Raw genomic sequence first — 20,961 nt, 5'->3', positions numbered from 1 at the left:
ACGGTCGTTCAACTCGCACGCCTCGAAAGGATGCTGAGACTTCGATGTCGGAACCGGGCGCTTCTCGCATACTGCTTTCCCCCACTCGGCTGGCCTCGTTGCGTCGGCGGATCGGCGACTACAGCGATCGGACCGTCGTCGAGGCGTGCGCCGTCGGACTCGCGTACTGGGCGACCGGGACGGGCCCCGACGGCATGGACCTCACCCCCGCCACCCCCTTCCCCGAGCTCCTCGGCCGGGTCGACAACGGCACGAGCGGCGCCGAAGGGTGGGAGGCCGACGCCCGGAGCCTCGGCATCACCGTGCCGTCCGGCGTCGACCGGTCCGACGCGCAGCGGGCCCTGGACGCCCTGGCCGACTTCCCGGACCGGCCCCTCGGCAGCATCGGCCCGTCCGACCCCCGAACACGCGCCGAGGAACTGGCCCGGTGGAACGACACCCGGGCCGACCGGGCCCGCCCGACCGTCATGGAGCTGTTCGCGGAGCAGGTACGCCTGCGGCCGGACGCCGTCGCGATCGTGGATGAGCGCCGCTCACTGACGTACCGTGAAACAGCCGACCTGTCCGCCCAGCTGGCCCACCATCTGCTCGAGCGCGGTCTCGCACCCGAGCAGGTCGTCGGCATCTCCCTCGGCCGCTGTGCCGAGATGGTCGTCGGCCTCCTCGCCGTCCTCCGGGCCAAGGGCGCGTTCGTCCCCCTCGACCCCCAGTGGCCCGCCGCCCGCCGGTCCGTCGTCGCCGAGGACGCCCGGATCGTCCTCCAGCTCAACGCCACGGGCAAGGCCGACGCCGGGGAGCCGGACGCCGTCGCCGTCGACCTCGGCGACTGGAAGTACGGCGCCCACCCGACGAACGCGCCCGACGCGACCGTCCCCGGGGACTCGCTGGCCTACGTCATCTTCACGTCCGGCTCGACAGGGCGGCCCAAGGGCGCCATGATCCGGCACGAGGCGATCAGCGAGCGCCTGCTCTGGCAGTCCCGCGAGATCCTGCGGTTCGGCCACGACGACGCCTCGCTCTTCAAGGCCCCGCTCTCCTTCGACATCTCCGTCAACGAGATCTTCCTGCCCCTCACCACCGGCGGCCGGCTCGTCGTCCTGCGGCCCGGCGGCGAACGCGACCCGCACCACCTTCTCGGCGTCATCGCCGAACAGCGCGTCACCTTCACCTACCTGGTCTCCTCCATGCTGGACGTCCTCCTGGAGATCGTGGGCGACTCCGGCCGCCTCGACAGCCTGCGGCACGTCTGGTGCGGCGGCGAGGTCCTCACCCCGGAGCTGTACGAACGCTTCCGTACCCGCCTCGACATCCCGCTGTACCACGGCTACGGCCCCGCCGAGACGACCATCGGCGTCTCCCACGTCATCTACCGGGGGGCCGCGACACGGCTGTCGACGTCGATCGGCAAGGCGAACCCCAATACCCAGCTCTACGTCCTCGACGACGAACTGCGCCCCGTCCCGGTCGGCGTCGGGGGCGAACTGTACGTCGGCGGGCTCCTGTTGGGACGCGGATACGTGGGCGCGCCCGGGCTCACCGCCTCCCGCTTCGTCGCCAACCCCTTCGCCGCCGACGGCTCCCGGCTCTACCGCACCGGCGACCTGGCGCGGTACGCCCCGGACGGATCGCTGGACTTCCTCGGCCGCGCCGACAACCAGATCAAGATCCGGGGCATGCGGCTGGAGCTGGAGGACGTCGAGGCCGGCCTCGCCGAGCACCCCGGCGTACGGCACACCTGCGTCGTCGCGAAGAAGAACTCGGCGGGCGGCACCTACCTGGTCGGCTACGTCATCCCGGCGGGCGGCAACGAGGACCTCGGCGCCGACGACGTCAAGGCGTGGGCCTCGGCGAACATGGTGGAGTACATGGTGCCCACCCTCGTCGTCGTCCTGCCGGAATTCCCGCTCACCGCCAACGGCAAGCTCGACCGGAGCGCGCTGCCCGAGCCCACGACGGACACCGGCGCCCTCCAGGCACCCGCCACCGAGAACGAACGGCTGGTGTGCGAGGCCGTCGCTGCGGTGCTGCGGCTGGACGCCGTCGGCGTGGACCAGGACTTCTTCCAGCTCGGCGGCGACAGCATCCTGGCGATCTCGCTGCTCAGCGCCCTGCGCGAGGTCGGCCTGCACGTCAGCGCACGCCAGATCTTCGCCCACACCGTCGTGGGAGCACTGGCGGCGGTGGCGAGCCGGGAGTCCGTCGCCGCCGTGGACCACGGCGACGTCGCCACCGGCACCGTCGTCGGATCCCCCATCGTGCAGTGGCTCGGTGAGACCACCGACGCCATCGACGGCTTCGTGCAGTCGGTCGTCCTCACCACCCCGGCCGACCTGACCCCCGACGCCCTCGACGGCATCCTCACCGCCGTGCTCACCCGGCACGACATGCTCCGCGCGAAGCTGGTACGCGGCGAGCGCTGGGGCTTCGACATCCCCGAGGCCGGTGCGACCGCCCGCTGCTGGGAGCAGAGCGACGCCCCGGTGGAGGACTGCGTCGCCCTCGCGACCGCCGCGCTCGACCCGGACCACGGCGTCATGCTGCGCGTCGTCTGGCGCCGCGCGGCACGCCAACTCGTCCTGGTCGCGCACCACGTGGTCATCGACGGCGTGTCCTGGCGCATCCTGATGGACGACCTCGCCACCGCCTGGCGACAGCACTCGGCGGGCGAGACCGTCGAACTGCTCCCGGTCGGTACGTCGTTCAGGCGGTGGACCCAGCTCCTGGGCCGTACGCCGTTCGACGCGGACCGTACGCACTACGCCACCACGCTGCCCGCCGCCGACGAGCCGATCGGCAGGCGAACCCTCACCGCGGCCGACACCGTGGCCCGCGAGCGGACCCGTACCGTCTCCGTCGACCCCACGGCCACGGCCGCCCTGCTCGGCGACATCCCCGCCAAGTTCCACGCGGGCGTCAACGACGTCCTGCTGACCGCCCTCGCCGTCGCCCTCGCTCGTTGGCGGCGGGGCCGGGGGCAGGACCAGACGTTCGCCCACATCGAGCTGGAAGGCCACGGCCGCGAAGGCCGTTTCGTCGCGCCCGCGGTCGGATTCGAGCCCGAACTCTCGCGCACCGTCGGCTGGTTCACCACCCTCTTCCCGGTCACCGTGGACCCCGGCACAGCGAGCGACCTCACCACCCCGGCCTACCTGGCCGCGGCCCTCAAGGCGGTGAAGGAAGACCTCGCCCGCGTACCGGCGGGTGGCCTCTCCTACGGGGCCCTGCGCTATCTGAACGCCGACGGGCCGACCGGCGCCCCCGCACCCCAGGTGCTCTTCAACTACCTGGGCCGCTTCGACGCGGGAGGCGCCGGCGACTGGCAGCTCGCGGGAACCACCGGGCAGCTGGGCGAGAAGCGCGACCCCCGTATGCGGCTGCCGCGCGCCCTGGAGTTCAACGCGATCGCCGAACCCGACGCGAACGGCGCGTACGAACTGGTCACCACCATCTCCTGGCCCGAAGGCGTGTTCACCGAGGACGACATCACCGCCATCGGCGACCACTTTTGCTCCGCCCTCACCGCGCTCGCCGCGCTCGAAGACGGCGGCCACACACCCAGCGACTTCCCGCTGGTGCCGCTGACCCAGGCCGACGTCGACGCCCTGGACGGCCCGGCACTGCACGACATCCTGCCGCTGACCCCGCTGCAGGAGGGCCTCTACTTCCACTCCGTCTTCGACGACGACGCCACGGGCAGCTATGTCGAGCAGCAGGTGATGACGCTGGACGGCGAGGTGGACGCCGACCGGCTGGCGGCGGCGGCCACCCGGCTGCTCACCCTCCACCCCAACCTGGCCGCTCGCTTCACGGCCCTCGCGGACGGACGGGTCGTCTCCGTCGTCGAACGCGGCAGGCGCGCCCCCTTCACCGTCCTGGACGGCCCCGCCCGCACCGACGAGGAGATCCGCGACCTCGCCGAGCAGGACCGCAGGGCCGGGTTCGACCTCGCCACCGGGCCCCTGATGCGCTACACGCTCGTCCGCTCCGAGGCGGGCCATTGGGTTCTCGTCCAGACCGTGCACCACATCATCGCGGACGGTTGGTCGGTGCCGCCGATGCTCCGCACCCTGCTGACCGAGTACCACGCACCGGGATCGGTGTACGCACGCGGCGGCTACCGCGACTACGTGGACTGGCTCGCCGCCCGCGACCAGGACGAGAGCGACCGGGTCTGGCGCGAGGAGCTCGCCGGACTGCCCGGCCCCTCCCTGGTCGCCGAGGGCCACACCCCCTCCGACCGGTTCGCCGACGTCACGGCGGAGCCCGACGAGGACATCGACGTGGCCGCGCGCTCCGCCGGAGTCTCCCTGAGCGTGGCCGTGCACAGCGCCTGGGCGGCGACCCTGGGCGGGCTGCTGCACAGAAGGGACGTCGTCTTCGGCTCCACCGTCTCCGGACGCGACGCCGACGTCCCCGGTATCCGTGACCTGGTGGGCCTCTTCATCAACACCATCCCCGTGCGCGCCCGTTGGTCCGCCACCGACACGGCGTACGACCTGCTGGACTCGGTGAAGCGCCACCAGGGTGCGGTCCTGCCGCACCAGCACGTCTCCCTGGCCCGGATCGGCCGGCGGAGCGGCACGGGCACCCTCTTCGACACACTGGTCGTCTTCGACGTCGCCACCGACGTGGCCGCCCTGCGCGGACCCGACGACACCCTCGTCATCACCGACATCGTCAACGAGGGCGCACCGCACTACCCGTTGACGCTCGTCGTCGAGCGTGCACAGAACGGCCGGGTGCGCTTCAACCTCATCTACGACGGCGAACTCCTGCGCCCCGCAACCGCCGAGGCGATCCTCGGCACGTTCACCCGGACCCTCACCGGACTGCTCGGCCGCCCGGACACACCGGTCGACTCCCTGCTTCCCACGCCGGGCAGGGCCCCGGTGCAGGAGGCGGCCCCGGCCACCCTGGGCGAGCTGTTCGACGCCGCCGCGCACCGCGACCCGGCGGCCACCGCCGTCACCCAGTGCGCGCTGGACGGCACCACCCGCTCCCTCGCCTACGGTGAACTGGCAGCGCAGAAAGATGCGTTGGCCTCCACCCTGCGTGCGGCCGGGGTCCGCCCCGGGCAGCGGGTCGCCGTCGCCGTCCCGCGCTCCCTGGAACAGGTCGTCGCCCTGGTCGCCGTGGTCACCGCCGGAGGCGCGTACGTACCGCTGGACCTGGCCTACCCGGACGAGCGGCTGGAGTACATCCTCGCCGACGCCGCCCCGCAGGTCGTCCTCGTGGCCCGGGAACAGCAGGGCCGCTTCACCGAACTGCTGGAGAGGGCCGGGGTGGCGGCCCGCGTGCTCGTCCAGGGCGAGGACCTTCCGCAGCCCGCCGGACCCGCCGGACCCGCCGCGCCCGACGTGCGCCCGGGAGACCCGGCGTACGTCATCTACACCTCGGGCTCGACCGGCCGGCCCAAGGGCGTCGTCGTGCCGCACTCCGCCGTGACGACGCTCCTCGCCGACACCCGGGCGGACATGGACTTCGGCCCCGACGACGTCTGGGTCCAATTCCACTCCTTCTCCTTCGACTTCGCCGTCTGGGAACTGTGGGGCGCACTCGTCCACGGAGGCGAACTGCTCGTACCGGAGTACGGGCTGACCCGTTCACCGGTCGACTTCCACCGGCTGGTCCGCGAACGCGGCGTGACCGTGCTCAACCAGACCCCGTCCGCCTTCCACCAGTTCATCGAGGCCGACCTGCACGCCGAGGAGCCCGTCACGGCGCTGCGCCGCATCGTCCTCGGCGGCGAGGCACTCGACCTCGGGCGGCTGCGCGGCTGGGTCGAGCGGCACGGCACCCGTACGCCCGAGCTGGTGAACATGTACGGCATCACCGAGACCACCGTCCATGTCACCCAGCGGGTGCTCACCGACGAGGACTTCACGCGTGTCGACGACGCCAGCCCGATCGGCGGTCCGATCCCGGGCCTGACCGTCCATGTGCTCGACGACCGGCTGCGGCCGGTGCCACCGGGCCGGGTGGGCGCGATCTACGTCGCGGGCGACCAGGTGTCCCTCGGCTATCTGGGACGCCCCGGGCTCACCGCCGGGCGCTTCGTGGCGAACCCGTTCGCCGCCGACGGCTCCCGGATGTACCACACGGGCGACCTCGCCCGCCGGACCCTCGACGGCGAGCTGGAGTTCGCGGGCCGGGCGGACGACCAGGTGCAGCTCAAGGGCTTCCGTGTCGAGCTGGGCGAAGTGGAAAGTGCCGTACGCGAGTTGGCGGGCATAGTCGATGTGGCGGTGACCGTGGCGGACAGCGGCGACCACCTCGTCGCCCATGTCGTCGGGGAGCCTCCCGCCGACCTCACCGCCCTGCTCGCCGCCAAGCTCCCCGCGCACATGGTGCCGGGCCGGGCCCTGCCGATCGACGCGCTGCCGCTGACGGTCAACGGGAAGCTGGACCGCCAGGCGCTGACCGAGCGGGCCGCACAGCAGGACGTTGCCCTGCACGCGACCTCGCCGCGCCCGGACGACTCCGCGCTCACCGCTCTGACCGGCATCTTCGCCGAGACCCTGCCCGGCGGCACCGTCGACGCCGACACCGACTTCTTCGGCGCCGGGGGCGACAGCATCGTCGCCATCGCCGTGATCAATCGCGCCCGGGCACTCGGACTGCCGATCGCACCCCGGGACGTGTTCCTGTTCAAGACGCCGCGCGCCCTCGCGGACCACCTGGCGACGCGCACCCCGGCCCCCGAGCCGACGACACCTTCCCGCCACGAGGACGGCCCCCTGCCCCTCACTCCGATCATCCTGCGCCAACGCGAACTCGGGGCCTCGCTCGCCCGGTTCGCCCAGGCCAGGGCCCTCACCGTCGCCGCGGACACCGGCCTCGCGGACATCCGGCGAGCGGCCGACGCCGTCGTGGCCGCACACCCGGCCCTGCGTCTGCGGCTGCACATCGAGCACGGCGTCTGGTCCCTGCGCACCGAACCCGCCCGCGAGGCCACCGTCGTCACCGAGCACACCACCGACGCGACCGCCGCCGCCAACGAGGCGGCCGGGCGGCTCGACCCCGTCAGCGGCGACGTCATCGGGTTCTCCTGGCTCGCGGCGAGCCGCACCCTGGTCGTCACCGTCCACCACCTCGCCGTGGACGCGGTGTCCTGGCTCGTCCTCCTCGACGACCTGACCACCGCCCTGAGCAGCGGGGCCGCCCTGCCACCGCCGACCACCTCCTACGCCGCGTACGCGGAGGCGCTGGCCCTGCGGTCCGCCGAGGCGGCCGACGGCCTGGGCCACTGGCTCACCACCCTCGACGCTCCGGCGCTGACGCCCACGATCCGCGACCTCCGGGAGACCACCGTCGTCCTGCCGTCCGGCACGAGCGACCGGGTGACCCGCAACGCACCCGGAGCGCTCGGCCTCGGACTCACCGAGCTGCTCTGCGGAGCCCTGCGCACCGCGCTGAGCCGGATCCAGACCGACCCCACCGACCTCGCCGTCGACCTGGAGCGGCACGGCCGCGTCCCGGCCCGGGACGACCACGACTACTCCCGTACCGTCGGCTGGTTCACCTCCATCGCCCCCGTACGCCTGACCGCCCACACCGACCCCGTCGCCGCGGCCCGCGAGATCGCCGAACGCCAGCCTGACGAGGACGGGCACATTGCCTACGGCCGGCTCCGCTACCTCAACGCGCAGACGGCCCCGCTGCTGACCGCCCGGCCGCAGATCCTTTTCAACTACCTCGGCCGGGGCAGCGAATCGGAGGCCCTGCGGATCACCGGCGCCGACCAGGGCGACAGCCCGTACGCCGTCGAGGTCAACGCCTGGACCGACGAGACCACCGGCTCCCTCCACGCGGCCTTCACCCTCGCCGACGCGATCCCCGACGCGATCACCGACCACTGGCTGACCGCCCTGGAGCAGATCGCGGACGCGTCCGCGACGGCCGAACGCACCGCACCCGTCACCCCGCTTCAGCGCGGCCTGTTCTTCCAGGCCCAGCTGGCGGGCACGGGGGAGGCGGGCACGGCCGGGCGCTACGTCGCGCAGAGCTGGTTCGCCTTCGACCGGCGCCTGGACACCGAGGCGATGGCCGAAGCGATGGCGTACGTCATCGGCCGCCACCCCGTCGTCGGCGCGGGCTTCACCACCGACGCGGACGGAAACCCGGTCCAGCTCCTCACAGCGGGCCGCCGGGTCCCCGTCCGCACCATCGACCTGGCCACCGACGCCGAGGTCGAGGCGCTGCGCACCCGGGACCGCGAGCAGGGCTTCGACCCGGGGGAGCCGCCGCTCGTCCGGATGACCGTGGTCCGGCTGCCCGACGGCCGCGACGGACTGCTGCTCAGCTACCACCTGCTGCTCTGGGACGGCTGGTCCCGCGAGATCCTGCTGCGCGACCTGTTCGACGCGTACGAGGCCGTCGTCGCCGGCGAACCGTGGGACTCGACGCCCGCCGTGCCCGGCTTCGAGGAGTACGCCCGGGAGCTCGCCGCCAAGGACCCGGCCGTGGCGGAACGCTTCTGGGCGGAGCACCTGGCAGGTCTGCCGGGGCCGACGCTGCTCGCCGGACCGGCCCCGGCCCTGTCCGAGGAGCTGCCGCAGCCGCTCGTGCACACCCTCTCCACCGAGCTGTCGGAGCTGCTGCGCGAAGCCGCCCGGGCCCGGGGCGTCACGCTCAACTCGGTGCTGACCGGAGCCTTCGGCCTCCTCCTCGGAGCCCGTACCGGCCGGAGCGACGCCGTGTTCGGCGTCACCGTCTCGGGACGCGAGGGCGAAGGGCACGGCGACATCGTCGGCGTCCTGCTCAACACCGTCCCCCTGTGGACGCGGGCCAGGCCCGACGACTCGGTCGACGCCTACCTGTCCTCCGTCCAGGCGGCGCGCGTGGCGGCGATGGAACACGAACACCTGGGCCTCGGCGAGATCCAGCGGGCCGCCGGACACGACACCCTGTTCGACAACCTCTTCGTGCTCCAGAACTTCCTGGACCTGGACGCGTTCGCCGAGATGAACGCGCGCCACGGCATCACCGAGGTCCAGGCCGACGACTCCACGCACTACCCCTACACCTGGGTCGTCACGCCCGGCGACCGGCTCACGGTCAGGCTGGAGCACCGCCACGGCGATCCCGCCGGCGCCCGCCGCCTCCTCGACGACTACCTGCGCGTCCTGGAGGACCTGGCCCAGGCCACCGGCCCGATGGGCGCGCTGCCCGGACTCGGCCCGGACCCCGCACCCGTCGCGCGCACCGAGATCGGCACCGACACCGTCGTCGACCGCTTCGACCTCGCAGCCGACCGCGACCCGGACCGGATCGCCCTCGTCGCCGACGGCGCGACCCTGACCTTCGGTGAACTCCAGGAGCGCAGCCGGGCCGTGGCGGGTGTCCTCGCCGCACGCGGCATCGGGCCCGGTACGACGGTGGGCCTGGCGATCCCGCGCTCCCTCGACTGGATCGCCGCCCTGTTCGCGGTGTTGCGTGTCGGGGCCGCGTACGTACCCCTGGAGCTGGACCATCCCGACGAGCGGATCGCGGCGATCGTCGAGGACGCCCGGCCCGGGGTGATCCTCACCGTGAGCGCGGTGTCGCCCCGGCTGACCGGCGAACTCATCGAACTGGACCGTCCGTTGCCGGAGGCCTCGCCGTACAGGACGTTCACGCCGGACGACCCGGACCGGCTGCGCCACCCCGCTTACACCATCTACACCTCCGGATCGACCGGGAAGCCCAAGGGTGTGGTGACCGAATACGCCGGTCTCACCAACATGCTGATCAACCATCAGCGACGGATCTTCGAACCGGTCCTTGGCGAGCACGGCCACCGGACCTTCCGCATCGCACACACCGTGTCCTTCGCCTTCGACATGTCGTGGGAGGAGCTGCTGTGGCTCGCCGACGGCCACGAAGTCCACATCTGTGACGAGGAGTTGCGCCGAGACGCACCCCGGCTCGTCGACTACTGCCTGCGGCACGGCATCGACGTCATCAACGTGACACCCACCTACGCCCAGCAGTTGGTGGCCGAAGGGCTGCTGGAGGACCCGGACCGGCGTCCCGCGCTCGTTCTGCTGGGCGGCGAGGCCGTCACCCCGACGCTGTGGCAGCGCCTCGCCGAGACCGAGGGGACCGTCGGATACAACCTGTACGGGCCCACCGAGTACACCATCAACACCCTCGGCGTCGGCACCTTCGAGTGCCAGGACCCGGTCGTCGGCGTCGCCATCGACAACACCGAGGTGTACGTCCTCGACCCCTGGCTGCGACCGCTGCCCGACGGCGTCCCCGGCGAGCTGTACGTGTCCGGCATCGGCATCGCCCGCGGCTACCTGGGCCGCAGCGCCCAGACGGCGCACCGCTTCGTCGCCTGCCCCTTCGGCGCGCCCGGGGAGCGCATGTACCGCACCGGGGACCTGGTGATCCGCCGGCCCGACGGGAACATCGCCTACCTCGGCCGCACCGACCAGCAGGTCAAGATCCGCGGGCACCGGGTCGAACTCGGCGAGGTGGAGGCCGTGTTCGCCGCACACCCGGCGGTGCGCTTCGTCGCCGCCGTCGCCCAGCCCGACCCGGGGGTCGACGGGGCGTACCGGCTGGCCGCCTATCTCGTCCTCGCGGGCCCCGCCGACCTCGCGCAGGTCGCGCACGAGGTGGGCGCCGGGCTGCCGGACTTCCTGCGCCCGACGCACTACGCCCAGGTCGACAGCATCCCCCTCACCGTGAACGGGAAGGCCGACACCAAGGCGCTCCCCGAGGCCCGGCCCCTCGGCGCCCTCACCACGGCGGGGGAGCGCGGCCCGGAGACCGAGACGGAGAGCGTCGTCTGCGAGTTCTACGCCGAGGCGCTCGACCTCGACGACGACGAGGTCAGCGCGGTCAGCGACTTCGTGTCGCTCGGCGGGCACTCCATGCTGGCGGTGCGGCTGATCGGGCTGCTCCGCCGCGAGTACGGTCCTGTCATCACCATCCGAGATCTGTTCACCCTGCGAACCCCCGAAGCGATCGCCCGCCACCTCGATGAGAACTCCTGACCCTGATGAAGACTCCTGACACCGAGCGGTCCCGCCCCGGGGCCGCCATCCTGCGGACGGCGCTGCGCCGCAACATCGGCGCCATGATCGCGGGCACCGTCCTGATGGGCCTGTACCAGGCGGCGGAGACCGCGTTCCCCATCGCGCTCGGACTCATCGTCGAGCACACGATGCGGGACCGCAGCCTCGGCTCCCTCGGCGTCTCGATCGGCTCACTCGCCGTGATCATCACGACGGTGTCCCTGTCGTGGCGGTTCGGCATGCGCGTGCTGCAGAAGGCCAACACGACCGAGGCGCACCGCTGGCGGGTGCAGGTGGCCGCCTGCGGGCTCCAGCCGGTGGCCAGGGATGTGGACCTCAAGTCCGGCGAGATCCTGACCATCGCCACTGAGGACGCCGACCAGACCGCCGACATCATCGAGGTGGTGCCACTGCTGATCAGCTCCCTGGTCGCCATCGTGGTCGCGGCGGTCGCGCTGAGCCTCGCCGACCTCCGGCTCGGCCTGCTGGTGATGGTGGGCACCGTCGCGATCCTGTCGGTCCTCGCCGTGATGTCCAAGCGGATCGGGGCCAGTACGCAGGAACAGCAGGCCCGGGTGGCCCGGGCGGGCGCCAAGGTCGCCGACCTGATCATCGGGCTGCGCCCGCTGCACGGCTTCGGCGGCAACCACGCCGCGTTCGGGGCCTACCGCGAGGTCAGCACGGACGCGAAGCGGCAGGCGATCACCGTCGCCCGGGTGAACGGCACCTACGCGGGCACCGCGCTCGCCCTCAACGCGGCCCTCGCCACGGCCGTCTCGCTGACCGCCGGCTGGCTGGCGTTCGAGGGCCGGATCACCATCGGCGAACTCGTCATGGCCGTGGGGCTCGCGCAGTTCATCATGGAACCGCTCAAGATGTTCTCCGAGATGCCCAAGTACGTGATGATGGCCCGCGCCTCGGCCGAGCGCATGGCCCTCGTCCTGAACGCGCCCCCGGTGACGACACCGGGCTCCGAGCGCCCGGAGCCCGGCGGGGCCCTGGAGGTCGACGGCGTTCACCACGGAACGCTCCGGGGGGTCAGGTTCGCCGTCGCGGCCGGTGAGTTCGTGGCGATCGCCGCCTACCAGCCGCGCGCGGCGGCCGACCTCGCCGCTGTCCTCGCGGTGAACGTCGCCCCCCGGGCGTACGGGGGAGCCGTCCGGGTCGGCGGCCGGGAGATCGGCGGCCTGTCGGTCGAGGCGGTCCGCGAACACCTGCTGGTGAACCCGTACGACGGGGAGATCTTCGCCGGCACGCTCCGGACGAACATCGACCCGTCGGGCAGCGGGCGGGAGATCGCGGAGGCCGTGGAGGCGTCCATGCTCACCGACGTCGTCGCCCTCCACCGTGAGGGGCTCGACCACGTCGTACGCGACCGGGGGGCGAACCTCTCGGGCGGTCAGCGCCAACGGCTCTCCCTGGCCCGCGCGTTGGCCGCCGACACCGACGTGCTCGTCCTGCATGATCCCACGACGGCCGTGGACGCCGTCACCGAGCAGCTCATCGCGCGCAACGTCGCGAAGCTGCGCCGGGGCCGCACCACGCTCGTGCTGACCAGCAGCCCGGCGCTCCTGGACGCAGCGGACCGGGTGCTCGTCCTGGACGGGGGCGTCATCACGGCCGAGGACACCCACCGCAACCTCCTCGCCGGGGACGAGGCGTACTGCCTGGCCGTGGCCCGGTGAGCCACCGGTAGGGGCGGGGCCCAGGCCACCGCCCGCCCCTGCCCGTGGCTCAGCCCAGGGCCCAGGCGACATCCCTGAGCAGGGCGTGCCGCCAGCCCGCCCGGTCGTGGTCAGAGGCGGACCGCGAGACCCGCACGGTCGCACCGGCCCGCTCGGTGAGCGTCTCGGTCAGCTCGCAGTGGGGCAGCATCCGCGTCTCGTGCTCCCCGACGTCGAACGCGCACCGCAGCCGCGACAGGTCTGCCCCCCGGCGCAGCCGTTCGGCGAGAGCGCCGCCGACCGCCCCGCCCAGCGGATCCGGCAGGTCCACGGCTCCGGGCGCCCACCAGAAGGACCCCGACTGGCAGGCGACCCGCGAGACCAGACCGGGGAACTCCAGCGCCGCGTACAGCGCGCTCAGCCCACCCAGGCTCTGCCCGGCCACCACCAGCCGGTCCAGGTCGGCCGGCACACCGCAGTCGCCCACCAACGGCAGCAACTCGTCCCGGACCGCCTCCCACAGCTCCGGGCGGCAGACGAACTCGGCCTCCCGGTCCCTGGCCGGCAGGAACACCAGGGTGACCGGGGGCAGGTCGCCCGCGTCGAAGGCCGCGTCGAAGGCGGTCGCGGCCGGGTGCAGATACAGCCAGTCGTCCCCGTCGAGCAGCAGCACCACCGGACCGCCGCCGCCCACCGGGTGGACCCGCACGGTACGCCGCCCGCCGAGCCGGTCGCTGCTCCAGCGGATCCGGGTACGGGGGAGGGGCGGCACATCGTCCGGGCCGAGGGCGGGCCAGTGCGGCTGGGGCGGGGCGTCCGGCGTCCCGGCGACGGAACGGTCGGCCCCCGCGCCGACCGGGTTGAACGGATCGGCATGGGCCTCGCCCGACACGAGGACGCGGTAGGTCACCCGCAGCCGCGCGGGCATGGACACCTCCGCGTACCAGCAGTCGGTGTCCTCCCAGCGCCGCAGCGGCACGGGCGGCGACCAGCTCTCGAAGTCGAGCACGGCGTCGGGGCCGCGCCACAGGAAGAGGGTCCGCCAGCCGTCCTCGGCGGGCACCGGGGCGGGCGTGCGCGCCGCCGCCCAGAACGCGTCGGTGCCGGGGCGGCCCGGCAGACCGAAGGCGGCGAAGGGGCTCTCGGCGTCCACCGGAGGCATGAACGTCTCCTTGTGAGAAGGGAAGAGCGAAGGGACAGGCCGAGGTGGGCTCCGCCTGTTGTAAGGCGAGCCTAACTCTAGGGCCCTGGACGGCCGTTGGGGATGCGATGCGGAACGGCGATCGGGCTCAGTGCGCGGCGAGCCGCTCCATCAGGGCCGCGCTGTGCGCGAGCTGCCGCTGCTCCTCCGCGCTGAGTTCGACATCGATGGCCCGGGCCAGCCAGTCGGCCCGCCGGTCGCGCTCCGCCTTCAGCGCCGCTCGGCCGACCTCGGAGAGATCGACGAGAGACTTGCGGCCGTCCGTCGGGTGGGCCCGGCGGACGACGAGGCCCTGCTCCATCAGGAGGCCGACCGCCCGGGCCATCGACTGGGGGCGTACGCGCTGGTCCGCGGCGAGGTCGCTGGTGGTCATGGCCCCGTCCCGGTCGAGGACGCCCAGCACGGCCACCTGGCCGTGCGGAATCCGGTCCTCATGCTTCACGCGCCGCGCGAGTTTGCCCATGGCGGTGCGCAGATCGGCGGCGACGGTGGCGGGTTCCGGGGTGGGCATAGGGCACTTTAACCCGCGGTTGCGGGCGCGTCCGCCCAGGTGGTCGGCGTACGAGGTGCGCGGGGGATCGGCCACGCAACTGTGCAGCGCAACTGCACAGCCAAGCTAAACAGCTGATCTGAACAGCATTGCTGTAGAGTTTTGGCGTCGCGGCTCGCGCCGACGCTGTCGCACCAGTGTCGCGACACGCACCTAGGGAAGGACCTCGCATGTCCCGCACGACAGCTGAGCCCACCGCCATCCGGTCCGTCACCGCCCGCCGCATCATCGACAGCCGGGGCAACCCGACCGTCGAGGTCGACGTCCGCCTCGCCGACGGATCCCTCGGGCGGGCCGCCGTCCCGTCCGGCGCCTCCACCGGTGCGCGGGAGGCCGTGGAACTGCGTGACGGGGACGCCGGGCAGTGGCACGGCAAGGGTGTCGACCGTGCGGTCGGCCACGTCAACGGGGAGATCGCGGCCGCGGTCGTGGGCCGCGACGCGGACGACCAGGCGGGCCTGGACGCCGCGCTCGTCGCGCTCGACGGCACCCCCGGCAAGTCCCGGCTCGGGGCGAACGCCGTCCTCGGGGTCTCGCTCGCCGCCGCGAAGGCCGCGGCGGCGGCCCACCGCCAGCCGCTCTACCGCTACCTCGGTGGCGCCGACGCCCGCCTGCTCCCGCTCCCGATGATGAACATCATCAACGGCGGTGCCCACGCCGACAATCCGCTGGACTTCCAGGAGTTCATGATCGCGCCCGTGGGTGCGAAGACCTTCGCGGAAGCCGTCCGCATGGGCTCCGAGATCTTCCACACCTTGCGCCGCGACCTGCTCGCCGCCGGTCACGCCACGGGCGTCGGCGACGAGGGCGGGTTCGCCCCCGCGCTGCGCACCGCCGAGGAGGCCCTCGACTTCGTGCTGAGCGCCGTCGAACGCACCGGATACCGTCCCGGCGAGGACATCGGCCTCATCATGGACCCGGCGTCGTCGGAGTTCTTCCGCGACGGCCGTTACGTCTACACGGGCGAGGGGGTCCGCCGCACGCCCTCCGAACAGGCGGACTACCTGGCCAAGCTGATCGACGCGTACCCGATCGTCGCCATCGAGGACCCGATGGCCGAGGACGACCTGGACGGCTGGCGCGAGCTGACCGCCCGCGTCGGCCACCGCTGCCAGCTCACCGGCGACGACGTCTTCTGCACCGACGAGGCACAGGTGCGAGAGGGCGTCCGTACCGGCGTCGGCAACTCGGTCCTGGTCAAGGTCAACCAGATCGGCACCCTGACCGAAGCCCTCGCCACGGTCGCCACCGCCCGGCGTGCGGGCTGGAGCGCCGTGATGTCCCACCGCTCGGGCGAGACGGAGGACACCACGATCGCGGACCTGGCGGTGGCGACGGGCTGCGGCCAGATCAAGACCGGCTCGCTGTCCCGCTCCGACCGCACGGCCAAGTACAACCAGCTGATCCGGATCGAGGAGGAGCTCGGCGAGTCGGCGCAGTACGCCGGCGGGGCGCTGCTGTCCCGCTCCTGACGGGACCTCGGGCCGGGCCGGGCGTGCCTCCGGGTGCCGCCCGGCCCCGACAGCGCCGAACGGGCGGCCTCCGGCGGACGGTTACGTCCGCCGGAGGCCGCCCTCCGTTCGCGGCGGGCCGGTCCGGGCCGCCGGACACCGGACCTGCTCACCGCTCCCGGGTCACCGGGTCCGGGCCGAAGAGGCCCGGATCTAGGGGAAGTTGGTGACGGTCGAAGGGATCGTCGACGTTCCCGACGTCGGCGAGCCGATGTTGTTGATGACGTGTTGGTACTGGCCGTTACCACCGAGCGAGACGACCAGCAGATTGTGGAACTTCACGCCTGGTTTCACCGGTGCCTTGAAGCCGTGTTCCTGGATGATCGTCGGGTCGACGTTGTAGTAGCAGTAGCTGCCCATGCCCCAGCCCTCGTGCTGGTCGACCGAGTCGTCGACCCGGTAGGCCGCGTAGCCCTTCGTGTCGCCGTTCTGGATCGCCTCCTGGTTGGGTGCGTCGTAGGCCTTCTCGTTCTGGAAGAAGATCGTGCGGCCGCGCTCGCCGTACCACTCCACGTCGTACTTGTTGAAGTGCTCCACGAACAGCCCGGTCGCCAGGACGTCGTCGCCGTTCACGCGGACCCCGTAGTCGGCCCGGTTGGTCTCCCAGCCCCAGCCCTCACCGTGGTCCGCCCGCCACACCCAGGTGTGGTCGATGATCGTGTCGTCGCTGTTGACGACGATGCTCGTGGTCGCCTTGCCGGGGCCCGCGCCGCCGATCCGGACGAACACGTCCTGGAGAGAGGTGGGGTTCGCCGAGTGGTCCGCCGAGGCGTTCTCCGGGCCGACCTCGATCAGCGTCCCGGAGTTCACCGGACCCGCGTCGACCAGCAGGCCCGCGAGCTTCACCCCGTCCACGTCACCGACCTTGATCGCGGTCACCCCGTTGTCCGGGATGATCGTGGCCAGGCCGAGGCCGAGGGCCACGGTGTCCGCGCGATTGATGTTGATCGTCTCGTCGATGTGGTAGACGCCGGGCGTGAAGAGCAGGTGCAGCCCCTGCTCCACGGCCGCGTTGATCGTGGCGGCGTCCGCCCCCTCCTTCACGACGTAGAACCGGTCCAGCGGGATCGACTCACCGGCCGGAGTGCCGTCGGCCCACGAGACGCCGCGCGCGTTCTCGCGCTTCTCCGGGACGAAGACCTTGTAGTCGTCGCCGTCGAGGTGGAGGAAGGGCTTCTCGCGCGAGATGGGCGTGGTGTCCAGCGTGGTGTACGGCGGCTCGGGGAAGCTGTTGGCCGGTGCGCCCTCGACGCCCGAGAACGTCATGTTCCAGACGCCGTTGGTCCAGCCGCCGACGGAGCTGTCGCGGGTGTACCACTGCTGCTGGGAGTACGGGCCGACCTCGCCGTCGATCTTGGAGTCGGCGATGTAGCCGCCGCTGGCCCAGCCGTAACCGTCTGGGGCGAGGTTCAGCCCGCCCTTGACGTGCATCCGGCGGAAGGGCGCCGCCTGGGAGACCGCCCAGCGGTTGGTCCCGGAGACGGGGTTGAGCGTCAGGTTCTCCGCCGAGCGCCAGAAGTTCTGCGTGGCGTTGCCGTCGAACCAGCCCGCGTCGACCGTCACATCACCGTTGAACGTGGTGTCGTTCGGGTTGAGGCCGAGACCCGCGATCTGCGTGTAGAAGCCGATCTGCGCGTTGATGTTGTCGTACGTCCCCGGCTTGAACATCAGCGCGTGGCGGTCGAGGCCGAACTGCGCGGACTCCTGCTTCTCGAAGATCTCGTCGACCTTGCCCTGGATGTCGGGTGTCGACGGGTCGAAGACATGGACGTTCGGACCGAGGTCGCCGCCGCCCGGCACGGCCTCGGCCTCCTCGCCGAAGGCGGTCTGGGCCGTGGGCACGGACATCAGCAGCGCCACGGCGAGCGCGGCGAATCCGAGGGCCCGGGTGCGGAGGCGGGTGCGTGGGGCGGTGGGGGGAGTGGGGGGAGCATGCATGAGGTACGTCTCCTGGGTCGTGGTACGTGTGCACGACGAACGGGCGAGAGAGCCTGGGGGAAGCTCCGGGAGAGCGCTCTCTCGTGACGCCGATGTTTCCCCTGTGGGCCTGTACGCGTCAAGAGGTGTGCATCAGGAGCCTCGGAAGATGCGGTTGAATCCAACAACTGGCCCTGAATGTAGTGAAATTGGCGGTCCCCGTGTGGTGGGGAACGGCCGTTGACTTCAGAAGCTGATGTCGGGCCTGGTCGTGATGGTGGACAGGCGGACGCGCCGCGCGCGGGGGACCATGGGGCCATGAGTTCCCCCGCCGGTCCGGAACGCCCGCCCCGCGAAGCCGATCAGATCAAGGTCTGGTTCCGGGTGGCCCCGCGCGAGGACGGGCCGCCGCCGTACGAGACGGAGGGGCTGTGGGCCACGCGGCTCGGCCCGGACACCGCGCGGGTGGACAACGTGCCCTTCCTCCGGGACGGGGTCGCCGAGGGCGAGACCGTACGGTTCCGGACGGACGGCGACGGCGTGCACTGGGCTGTCGGGCGGGTGGCGGACTCGGGCAACTGCACGGTCCGGGTGCTGCCCGTGCCGGACGGTCCGCTCGGGCACGACGTACGGGCCGTGCACGAGCGGCTCGCCGGATTCGGGCTCACGGGCGAGGTCTTCAGCGCCGATTTCCCGCTGGTCGCCCTGACCGTGCCCGGCGGCGCGGACCTGCGCGGGGTGAAGGCGCTGCTCACCCGGGGCCGGGACGAGGGCTGGTGGCACTTCGAGGTCTCGTGCGTCACGGATGCCTGGCGGTCGGCGTAGGGCGCGGGTGGTTGCGTTTCTGGCTCGCCGACGGCGTGGAGCGTCGGTGGGTTACGCCTCCGGCTCGCCGATCGTCCGGATCACCCGGGCCGGGTTGCCGACCGCCACCACGTTCGCGGGCAGGTCCTTCGTGACGACCGCCCCCGCGCCGACCACCGTGTTCTCCCCGATGGTCACGCCGGGGCAGACGATCACCCCGCCGCCGAGCCACACGTTGTCGCCGATGGTGATCGGCTCGGCGGCCTCCCACTTGGCGCGGCGCTGCTCGGGGTCGATGGGGTGGGTCGGGGTGAGGAGCTGGACGTTCGGGCCCATCTGGACGTCCGCGCCGATGGTGATGCGGCCGACGTCCAGGAGGACCGCGCCGAAGTTGATGAACGTACGCGGGCCGATGGTGGTCTGGTAGCCGTAGTCGACCCGCAGCGGCGGCCGTACCTCCACGCCCTCGCCCACCGCGCCGAGCAGTTCGGCCAGGACGGCGCGCCGGGCCTCGGGGTCGGCGGCCGATGTGGCGTTGTAGCGCTCGCTCAGCACGGCCGCGTGCAGGGCCTCCGCCGCCAGTTCGGGGTCGTCGGCGAGATACGGCTCGCCGGAGAGCATGGCTTGCTTCTGGCTGGGCCTGGCGTTGTCGCTCATGAGGTCTCTTCCGGTGCGGGGTGTGCGGTGCGGGGTGTACGGGAAGCTCGCGGTGATCCGTTCGCTCCGAGCAGTCTGCCCCCGTCGGCGTCGACCGGGGTACGCAGCCCTGGGGCCGGCGTCAGTGTCACCGCCACCGAGAGGCCCGCGACCGCCGCCATGCCCGTCGCGGGGGAGGTCAGCTGGGCGATGCCGCCCGCCACGGCCGCACCCACCCCCTGCATCGCGAGCATCCCCGAGGAGCTGAGCCCGAGCGCCTGGCCGCTCAGCTCCTGCGGGGTGAGGGCCAGCAGCCGTTCCTGGAGCAGCAGGCTCGCGGCGAAGCCCACACTTGCGAGGGTGACCAGCACCAGTGCGAGGGGCAGTCCCGGGCGCAGGGCGAAGAGCAGGTAGGGCGCGGCCAGCAGCAGCCTCAGCGGAGCCCCGAGCCGGGCCCGCCACCGGGTCGTGACGAACCGGCCGACCAGCGTGTCCCCGGCCAGCATCCCGAGGGCCCCGCAGGCGAAGAGGAGCCCGGCGTGCCCGGGTGCGTACGCCACGTACAGGGACTCACAGCCCACGACGAGCCCATTGGGCACCCACAGCGCCAGGAACACGTACCGGCGCGGCGCGGACGACCAGAGCAGCGCGTTCGTCCGCCAGGTCTCCCGGACCGAGGGGCGGCCGGTGACCCTGGGCGGCCGGGCGGTCAGCCCGAAGCGGGCCACGGCCGCCGCGACGACGTACAGGGACGCCCCGACCAGCAGCGTCCCGCGCGCCGAGAACACCGTCACCAGCGCCCCGCCCACCGCGAATCCGCAGATCTGCATCGCGCCGCCGGTCATGTTCAGCACCGAGCGGCCGAGCAGGAACCCCTCGCGCGGCACGATCTCGTTGAGCAGCCCGTACCGCACGCCCCCTCCCGGTGACGCGGCCACCCCCGTCACCAGCAGAACCGCGAACGCGGCCCACAGCGGCAGCCCGGGGGCGGCCTGGACGCAGGCGGCCCCCGCCGACAACAGGGCGAGAGCGGTCAGCGCGGCGCGCGGCGGCAGCCGGTCCGCCGCCGACAGCAGGGTGAGCGCCCCGGCCACCTGGGCCAGCGACGGGCCGAACATCGCCAGCGCCGACAGCAGGGGCGAACCCGTCCGGGCGTACACGAGGGTGCCGAGGGCCAGGCCGGTCGCGGTCTGGGCGGCCGTCTGCACGGAGGCGGCCGCGAAGAAGGGGGTGAACTCCGGGGTCCGGAACAGTTCGCGGTAGGTGCGCATGGACGGAGTCTCCGGACGCCGCCACCGGGGCCGTTACTGTTTCGCGCGGACGCGAAAGGCTGGGGCGCGGCAGCCCGGAGCCGAAAGGGTGGACAGCGCGAACAGGGCCGGCAGGGCTGACGGAGAACGGGCGGTGACGGGCATGGGCTGGTGGCAGGTCGGTGCGGACACGCTCGCGAGCAGCCGGTTCGTCGTCTCGCCGCTCGCGGAGGCCGTCGCGAGCCTGCTGCTCCTGGAGCGGGCCACCGCCGCGCACCCGGGGGAGCGCGCCTGGCTGGAGACCCATCTGCCCGCGTACCGGCGGCGGGCGGCCGGCGACCCGGTCTCCGCGCTGCTGATCCGCTCCGCCCTCGCGCCCCGCTGGACCGCCGACTTCCTCACCCCCGCACCGGTCCCCGCCC

Annotated in this window: 9 protein-coding genes and 1 pseudogene; 5 read left to right on the top strand and 5 right to left on the bottom strand. The window is 72.6% G+C overall.

Translation table 11 applies throughout. The features are described from left to right. The first annotated feature begins 44 nt into the window (after positions 1-44). Both D3105_RS14945 and D3105_RS14940 read left to right on the top strand, forming a co-directional pair. On the top strand, positions 45-10,985 hold the full coding sequence (locus D3105_RS14945) for a non-ribosomal peptide synthetase (RefSeq protein WP_118903702.1): 10,941 nt from the start codon (positions 45-47) through the stop codon (positions 10,983-10,985). A 5-nt stretch (positions 10,986-10,990) separates the two neighbouring features. Further along, entirely contained in the window at positions 10,991-12,691 is a 1,701-nt protein-coding gene (locus D3105_RS14940) for an ABC transporter ATP-binding protein (RefSeq protein ID WP_118903701.1), read from the top strand. A 49-nt stretch (positions 12,692-12,740) separates the two neighbouring features. Here D3105_RS14940 and D3105_RS14935 read toward each other — a convergent pair whose 3' ends face one another. Then, the gene (locus D3105_RS14935) at positions 12,741-13,832 is read right to left on the bottom strand and encodes an alpha/beta hydrolase-fold protein (RefSeq protein WP_118903700.1); all 1,092 of its coding nucleotides are present in this window, start codon (positions 13,830-13,832) and stop codon (positions 12,741-12,743) included. A gap of 127 nt (positions 13,833-13,959) precedes the next feature. Next, positions 13,960-14,382: a MarR family winged helix-turn-helix transcriptional regulator gene (locus tag D3105_RS14930; RefSeq protein WP_118903699.1), complete on the bottom strand. Its 423-nt coding sequence runs from the start codon at positions 14,380-14,382 to the stop codon at positions 13,960-13,962. Positions 14,383-14,591: 209 nt separating this feature from the next. Here D3105_RS14930 and eno point away from each other — a divergent pair, with 209 nt between their 5' ends. Then, a complete protein-coding gene (gene eno, locus D3105_RS14925; protein WP_118903698.1) occupies positions 14,592-15,893 on the top strand; it encodes a phosphopyruvate hydratase in 1,302 nt (433 codons plus the stop codon). A 192-nt stretch (positions 15,894-16,085) separates the two neighbouring features. Here eno and D3105_RS14920 read toward each other — a convergent pair whose 3' ends face one another. Then, positions 16,086-17,870 carry a coagulation factor 5/8 type domain-containing protein gene (locus tag D3105_RS14920; RefSeq protein ID WP_118903697.1) on the bottom strand — a complete coding sequence of 595 codons (1,785 nt, stop codon included), beginning with the start codon at positions 17,868-17,870 and terminating at the stop codon, positions 16,086-16,088. A gap of 297 nt (positions 17,871-18,167) precedes the next feature. Between D3105_RS14920 and D3105_RS14915 the strand changes: the two genes are divergently transcribed. Beyond that, a complete protein-coding gene (locus D3105_RS14915; protein ID WP_118903696.1) occupies positions 18,168-18,674 on the top strand; it encodes a DUF4265 domain-containing protein in 507 nt (168 codons plus the stop codon). A gap of 51 nt (positions 18,675-18,725) precedes the next feature. Here D3105_RS14915 and D3105_RS14910 read toward each other — a convergent pair whose 3' ends face one another. Both D3105_RS14910 and D3105_RS14905 read right to left on the bottom strand, forming a co-directional pair. Then, positions 18,726-19,310: a sugar O-acetyltransferase gene (locus D3105_RS14910; RefSeq protein ID WP_118903695.1), complete on the bottom strand. Its 585-nt coding sequence runs from the start codon at positions 19,308-19,310 to the stop codon at positions 18,726-18,728. After that, positions 19,307-20,560, bottom strand: a complete 1,254-nt coding sequence (locus D3105_RS14905; protein WP_118903694.1) for an MFS transporter — start codon at positions 20,558-20,560, stop codon at positions 19,307-19,309. The genes D3105_RS14910 and D3105_RS14905 overlap by 4 nt, the downstream gene beginning before the upstream one ends. 142 nt (positions 20,561-20,702) lie before the next feature. Here D3105_RS14905 and D3105_RS14900 point away from each other — a divergent pair. Continuing rightward, positions 20,703-20,961: pseudogene (locus tag D3105_RS14900) on the top strand (transcriptional regulator); the annotation flags it as partial.

Origin of the sequence: Streptomyces globisporus (assembly GCF_003501885.1) — a bacterium.
Classification (GTDB): domain Bacteria; phylum Actinomycetota; class Actinomycetes; order Streptomycetales; family Streptomycetaceae; genus Streptomyces; species Streptomyces globisporus_D.
Note: the sequence above shows the minus strand (reverse complement) of the source record. Positions and strands in the feature narration are given on the sequence as shown.